This window comes from Lysinibacillus sp. 54212 (assembly GCF_036662795.1).
Taxonomy (GTDB): domain Bacteria; phylum Bacillota; class Bacilli; order Bacillales_A; family Planococcaceae; genus Lysinibacillus_B.
Map to the genome: position 1 here is coordinate 1 of NZ_JBAFWZ010000050.1, position 7,163 is coordinate 7,163.

Sequence of the window (7,163 nt, forward strand, 5' to 3'; positions counted from 1 at the left end):
TTCGAACTAATAAAAACAGGTCAAACCCTTGATATATCAATATTTATAGAGGGAGCGTCAAAAAGGGACTTTTCGTCCGATTTGGCACTTATTAAGAAATAAGTTGTATATCAATCCTGCCAAATCACGTTTCGAACGATTTAAAAATCACTGTGTGAAATGAATAGCGAAAAATTTTGATGCTGTTTATTATTTTAGAGGTAGAATTCTCAAATAATTATTTTTAATGGTGGAGAGGATTTACAAGGGAGTGCTGGATTTATTGAAGAAAGCACGACTTTTCTATAGAAATGAGCTTAAATGCAACGATTTCTGCTCTATTCGCTAGCTGTTTGCTTAGTAAATTTCCATCATTTTTATCACGCGAAATGTTCGGTAGGATCGCTTATTGAATGAAAACGTTCGATTTTTGTAGGGAAACGGTGTATTTTATTTAGAAATGCAGGCTTACCTTTGAGGTTAATTATTATTGTAGAAGAATAGAATGAGAGAGTCGCTAATACGATCCCATGTGAATTATTTGGTATTCCCGCCAGCAATCTATAGGGGGGATTCTCTTGAAGTTTGCTCGGGCTTGATTTATAATGTGTTATGTAAGTTGCCAGTGGGTGTCTACTCATACGACACTCATACTAGAACAAGTTCGACTTGTTCTTCCCGTACACGACTTAGCTCGTAACCCGGAAATAAGGTGCGTTTTGTGCGCTACCGATATTATACGGGGACGTTACGGATTCGACAGGGGTGGTTCAAGCTCTGGTCGCGCGTCGGAGGTCTCGGCTCCGTCATCAACGGAAGTTATATAATAACTGGCAAACAACAAAATTTAGCTTTCGCAGCGTAAGCTCGTAAGCGCTCGGCCTCTGCATCGCCCATGTGCAGTACGTCGGGCCCAACTTTAGTGGGATACGGTTACTGGTGCCACCTGAGTCAGTAGCAAGAGATTTCCAGGTTAGCGATCCGGACGCCTGTTTGTCGGCATAAGGACTCGCGAACTGCAAGTAGACAAACTACACGCGTAGAAGCCGGCGTATTGGAGCTTCTGGACGCGGGTTCGACTCCCGCCGTCTCCATACATAAGAAATATTAGATTTCAAAAAAGGCCGAAATCCTTGGTATATAAGGGTTTCGGTTTTTTTATATTTTCTAGCAATTTTTTGCTGTGGTATTCAAATAGGGAGTTAGGATAAAGATTACATATCCTTGAATTATTATATGGTATATAATGGTCTTGCTGTAATTTGTTTTAGGAGGCTAATATGGAAAAATGTTATTTAGATTTGGATATAAAAGAAGAGGTAAATAAAAAAATAAATTCTTTAAATATAACAAGAGAGAATAGAATAGAGCTAAGCAAAAGGTTAAATTATTACAGTGAAAAATGGAAGATAATATTTTTCTTTTTGAATTTTGAAGCAGTTTTATTTGTATTACTTTCATTAGCTGGAGAAGAGATTAATTCGTTCTGGGGAAGCACTAGTTTTACTTTATTTTCAGGAGCATTTTCTATTTATGTGATTCTATTACAGTATTATATAAATGAGCTTAACTATAATGAAAGATCACTTAAAGCTCATTATCATCAACTTGAAATTGAAGATTTAATTTTAGAATTAAAAAGATTAATTATTAATGACCAAGGAGATATAGAAGAGGCAGAATTTTTTCATATAATAAATAAATACCAATTAATTCTAAAAAGTAATGAGAACCATAATAGTTTGGATAACAAAAAAAGAAAATCTAGGAAAGATAAATTTATTACAGCAATTGATTACACTACAGATAAAATTTTAATTTTTATTAATTTGATTGTTGTAATAATGGTACCACTTATATTAACAGGGATATTAATATGGTAGAAGTTGAGAGAAAAATGGATATTTTAGAATTAACTATCAAATATGTTTTCTATTTATGTAATAGTAAGAAGTATAATACTCAAATGTTAGCGTTAAGAGAAATGTTTAATACAAACAGTATAGAAGAATTAAAAGTAATTATTGATGTTGATGTAAATGAATTTATATTAAAAAATAAATTAATAATCACTAAGGATTTTGTATTAAAAAGTGATTCTTTTACACCGAGAAATATGTTGTTAATTTCCCCTCTATACTATTTATATTATTCGAAATTAGTGTTTGAAATTGCCTATGGTTACAGAAATGCTATAAATGAAGTGGATTTTTCAAATGAAAATATGGATATATTTTATTCTGGGAACTTAGTATTTACAAATAGAAAACAATTAATAAAAGAAAACTCGACTTTTAATAAAAGCTATAATAAATTTAGGTATAAAAGGCAACAATATTTAGAAAAATATGTTTTGAAAATCGATTTGAAAGATTTTTTTAACACTATTGATGTTGAAATTTTACTTAAAAAGCTAAGAGGGCATTCTAATAGAAATAATTTGGTCGATACTCTTGAAATCTTTTTAGATTATTGTCAGATTCGTAGTTTACCTCAATTCCATAATTCAATTGCGTCATCTCTTCTTTCACAAATCTATTTAAGAGAATTCGACGAAAAATGTAATGAGTACCTAAAAAGCTATAACATTAATTTAATTAGATTTGTGGATGATATGTATCTTGTGAAATTAAATGGAGAATTTAGAGAGAATGAGAAAAATGAGATTTTAGATACTCTTGCAACTTTTTTATGGCGAGATAATTTGATTCTGAATATGCAAAAAACCTGTCTTTTAACGCCAGAGGATAATGAAAGGGATCATTTAATTGAAGAAATTTCAATTGATGATATCCAATTATATAGGAATGAAACAAAAATAAAAAATAAAGCGAAGTCTGTAATAGATAGTAATGATTTTTTAGATTTCATTTTAACTTTACAAAGTATTTCTATTAGTAAAGGAATTGATTTTCAGGAATATACCAGACTTATAAATGAAAAAATTGCAATTAATAATGAGGACTCTACTAAAGTGCTGAATTTGATTATTTATAGAGGGTATTGGAAAAGATTGGGTAAGAAATCGTTGAAAAGTATAATTAGAAATTGGAAATTTATTTTCTTTAATCCAGCTCAATTTACCGTATTATTTATTATGATTAATAATTATTTATATGGAAAAAATTCGAGAAAAATGAGAAGATTAATTAATTTTCTTTATAAAAAAGAAATAATGAAGTATCGGGAAAGCTTAGTATCAGTCATTTGTATTTTACAAAATCAAAATAATGTTCAAGAGTTAATTGATAAAATGTCTTATATTAACGCCGATTATGTTTTATTTATGAATACGTATATATAATTTTTTTAAACAAACCTATATTATGAGTGGAATATAGGTTTGTTTAATTTAAGTATCCAAATAATCCAGAAATTTATTTATAGTCCCCACTAAACCTTTTTTTATAATAAGTTGAAAAGATATTTCACTAGAAACATACTAACATTAGTTGCACAAACTATGGACATGGTTTGTACTGATTAATGTTAGTGTGTTTTATTTTGGGTTAATGGTGAATTTAGGTTATTGTTTAGAGCGATATATACAGTCTTATCAAATAATTATCTATCTTGAAACTATAATTTTATTTAATTATTTCGGCCTATTATAATTTCAAATATATGGGACTATTAGTTTGATGTACAATCTTATATTGAATATAATAATATAAAGAATATTCTGTATAAGGTGGGGTTAATTTGAGAATGTCAACAGTTCGATATATTAATGAGGATGTAGTAAAGGAAGTTAGAATCACTGATATGACAGTGAGCGACTATGAGGCTATTTATAAAGGGAAAATATATTGTCCAACTCCTAATTGTCCTGCAAAAGCAGTATATAGTGGTGGGAAAAAGGCACATTTTCGTACATGGCAAAAAAAAGACCATCTTCAAGGATGTATTCATGAATTTGATAGGGTTCCCATTAATCGGGGTATTAGTACCGAAAATAGTATTGGTGTTGATATTAGTTTTAATAGAAGACAGAATGCTATGAGGGATGCTTTTAAACAAATGAAAATAATGACAATGACTGAGGAAGAAAGAGAAAATATTAAAAAAGTGAAACCACGTCCAAGACCTAATAGAAGGAATCCCAAAACCGAGGGTAAAGAAATAATATCTGATGTTAAAAATACATTAGTGGGTGGAGATGTACGTGAAGAAGAAAGTGGAGGACAAAGAGGTAGGAACTTATCAAAAAGATTTGTTGATACTATATCTAATTCAGATATTGGTGATATAAGATTAGTAATGGGACAACTTACAAAAGTAGAAGTTCAAAATCCTACCGCTAAATTTACTGTAGAATGGAATAAACAGATAATATATATAGTTTTTGAAGAAGCATTTGAAAAAGAACCTTCTAATGGTGCATATTTAAATAATTTTAGTATTGTAAAAAAATACTTAGAAAATTCAGGATTAGTTTTATTTAGTGGTATAGGAGAAATAAGGAGAAATCGGAGAACAGAAGAATTAGAACTAGTTATATATATTGGAACAGACTTGAGTTTTAATAATTCAGGTATGTTACATCTAAGATGATAAGTTCACAGAGGGGTTTGTAAAAAAGAAAAAGATCAAAATCTTATTATACCAAGGGTTTTGACCTGCATCGAATTCCTATTGAAATTGTATGTATGTTCCTACAGCTCCACAGATGCCTTATGGGCTTACATGACCTACTATTTATTATAGATATGTAATCCTGTATTTCAAATTTTGAAAAGACATATGGACTGCTGGGTGAAGATTACATAGAAGGACATCATACAAAGCCAGTGTCAGAAATGGCAGATGGTGAAGAAACGAAAATAGAAGATATTGCGATGGTTTGTGCAAATTGCCATCGAATGTTACATAGGAAAATACCATGGCTAAGTATTAAAGAATTGAACAAGTTGTTGAATGATAACATTAAGGATGATGGAAATGAGTAGCGTAGAGATTTTATCATGGCCATTTGATAATGGTAGTTTAAATCAGATCAATAATAAAGAGCAGTTTTTAAATTACCCTGTCATTTATATTTTAAATGGCAATAAGGAAGCGTATATAGGTGAGACGGTTTACTTTAAAAATCGTATGAAAGCTCACATCAAAGACCGTAAAAATTTGGATCGAATAAATCTGATTAATCATGAACAGTTTAATCGTTCAGCAACATTCCATCTGGAAACGAAATTAATCAATTATTTTTTAGGTGATGAAAAATACACACTACAAAACAAAAGTAAAACAGCGAATGATTTTACACATAATTATTACAATAAGCCATTTTACGACGAGGAGATTTTCGAGGAACTTTGGAAGAAGTTGCATGAGCAAAAGCTAGTAAATAATGAGCTTCATGTTATTGAAAACAAAGATATTTTTAAGTTATCTCCATTCAAAGAATTATCGCTTGAACAAATTGAATTAAAAGATAAAGTAGTAGAGTTTTGTGAGAAACGAGTTAAGGAAGAGCACGGTGAATATGGGAGCTTACTTGTTATTGAAGGAGAAGCTGGTGTTGGGAAAAGTGTTGTTTTAAGTTCGATTTTCAATACAATTCAAGCTCGAACTACAGAGCAATCATCAAATTTATATGACACTGAAAATTATTTAGTAGTAAATCATGAGGAAATGTATAAAACGTATAAAGGGATTGCTAAGCAAGTAAAACATTTAAAAGGAAAGCATTTTGCTAAGCCAACGCCTTTGATTAATCAATTACAAAAAGCTGAGAAAAAAGCGGATGTTATTTTTGTAGATGAAGCCCATTTACTGTTAACAAAGCCAGATACATATAATAACTTCTATGGTCAAAACCAGTTAGAGGAATTGTTAAAGCTAGCGAAAGTGGTTGTCATCATCTATGACCAAGATCAAGTGTTGAAATTAAAAAGCTTATGGGGAGCTGCAACACTTACAGAATTAGAGAGCAAGAGTGCGTACAAAGAAAGATATGAACTAACTAATCAATTTCGAATGCAAGCTAATGACGATGTGATTAATTGGATCAACCATTTTAAACGCAAGCAACTAAAGCCATTACCGAAAGATGAAAACTATGAATTAGCAGTATTCGAATCCATGAAAGAGATGCATGAAGAAATTAAAAAGAAGAATAAAGAATTTGGTTTAAGTCGTGTTGTATCGACGTTCGATTACCTTCATAAAAAAGATGGTGGTACATATTACGTGACAGAATCGAATGGAGAATATGAACTAGCTTGGAACACAACAAGCACGAAGTATACATGGGCTGAAAAACCTGAAACAGTGCATGAAGCTGGTTCTATTTATACGATTCAAGGCTTTGATTTAAATTATGTCGGTGTTGTACTTGGTCCTTCAGTTCAATACGATACAGCAAAAGGTGAAATCGTCATTGATACAAGCTTGTATATGGATAAAGGTGCTTATACGGGTATGGATGGCATTGAAAATGTCAATGAAGCGAAAGAAAAAATCGTATTGAATTCTATTAATATCTTGATGAAGCGCGGCATAAAGGGGCTTTACATTTATGCAAGCAACGAAGCATTGCGTAATAAACTTCTAGAATATCAGGAAACAGGTGAATAGCATGAGTGAGTTAGAACAACTACGTGAAAAAATTCTGCAATTCCGAGACGAACGTAACTGGCAGCAGTTCCATAATCCGAAAGATTTGGCTTTGTCATTATCATTAGAAGCGAGTGAACTTCTTGAGTTATTTCAATGGAAATCAAGTGAAGAAGCAGTCGAGAAGAACGTGGATAAGATGAAGGATGAACTGGCGGATGTGTTGATTTATGCGATTTTGTTTGCGAATGAGACAGGAATTGATATATCTTCGGCCATTGTAGATAAAATTAATAAAAATAATTTAAAATACCCAATTGAAAAATCTTATTCGAATAAAGCTAAGTATACTTCATTTTAAAATAATATTGCCTTATTAACGAGTAAACAATTACTATCCAACAAACAAGACGCATGGCCTCTCCACTTCGCGTCCCTATATATGAATCAAACGCTTTCAAAAAAGACGAAACCCTTGATATGTATCGTCTCTGTTTAATTATTTTCCGTGACATGGGCGTGAATATATATATAGTTGTTTAGACGTCACCCATGTCACCTTATAACGCCAAAATACATGAATAACATGCCACTACATTCACACCCTAAATAAGTAGATTGCATTT

5 protein-coding genes, 1 other RNA gene and 1 pseudogene are annotated in these 7,163 nt (G+C 31.2%); all 7 read left to right on the top strand.

Annotation, left to right across the window (positions count from 1 at the left end):
* Window positions 1-720 precede the first annotated feature (720 nt).
* The 7 genes and pseudogenes from ssrA to V4T18_RS17995 all read left to right on the top strand — a co-directional run bounded on the left by ssrA (window position 721) and on the right by V4T18_RS17995 (window position 6,898).
* Window positions 721-1,076, top strand: a transfer-messenger RNA (tmRNA) gene (gene ssrA, locus V4T18_RS17965).
* Window positions 1,077-1,259: 183 nt separating this feature from the next.
* Complete coding sequence (locus V4T18_RS17970; RefSeq protein WP_332651780.1) at window positions 1,260-1,862, top strand: SLATT domain-containing protein; 603 nt, start codon at window positions 1,260-1,262, stop codon at window positions 1,860-1,862.
* Window positions 1,856-3,283 carry an RNA-directed DNA polymerase gene (locus V4T18_RS17975; RefSeq protein WP_332651782.1) on the top strand — a complete coding sequence of 476 codons (1,428 nt, stop codon included), beginning with the start codon at window positions 1,856-1,858 and terminating at the stop codon, window positions 3,281-3,283. The genes V4T18_RS17970 and V4T18_RS17975 overlap by 7 nt, the downstream gene beginning before the upstream one ends.
* 398 nt (window positions 3,284-3,681) lie before the next feature.
* Window positions 3,682-4,533, top strand: a complete 852-nt coding sequence (locus V4T18_RS17980) for a hypothetical protein (protein ID WP_332651784.1) — start codon at window positions 3,682-3,684, stop codon at window positions 4,531-4,533.
* A gap of 164 nt (window positions 4,534-4,697) precedes the next feature.
* Window positions 4,698-4,928, top strand: a pseudogene (locus V4T18_RS17985) (HNH endonuclease); the annotation flags it as partial.
* Window positions 4,921-6,558: a DUF2075 domain-containing protein gene (locus V4T18_RS17990; protein ID WP_332651786.1), complete on the top strand. Its 1,638-nt coding sequence runs from the start codon at window positions 4,921-4,923 to the stop codon at window positions 6,556-6,558. The pseudogene V4T18_RS17985 and the gene V4T18_RS17990, both read left to right, overlap by 8 nt.
* A 1-nt stretch (window position 6,559) precedes the next feature.
* Window positions 6,560-6,898, top strand: a complete 339-nt coding sequence (locus tag V4T18_RS17995; RefSeq protein ID WP_332651788.1) for a nucleotide pyrophosphohydrolase — start codon at window positions 6,560-6,562, stop codon at window positions 6,896-6,898.
* Window positions 6,899-7,163 lie beyond the last annotated feature (265 nt).

What these genes read in the sequence shown, in the direction of transcription:
- V4T18_RS17970 (WP_332651780.1), top strand. Translation starts at nt 1,260, where the DNA reads ATGGAAAAATGTTATTTAGATTTGGATATAAAAGAAGAGGTAAATAAA.
- V4T18_RS17975 (WP_332651782.1), top strand. Translation starts at nt 1,856, where the DNA reads ATGGTAGAAGTTGAGAGAAAAATGGATATTTTAGAATTAACTATCAAA.
- V4T18_RS17990 (WP_332651786.1), top strand. Translation starts at nt 4,921, where the DNA reads ATGAGTAGCGTAGAGATTTTATCATGGCCATTTGATAATGGTAGTTTA.
- V4T18_RS17995 (WP_332651788.1), top strand. Translation starts at nt 6,560, where the DNA reads ATGAGTGAGTTAGAACAACTACGTGAAAAAATTCTGCAATTCCGAGAC.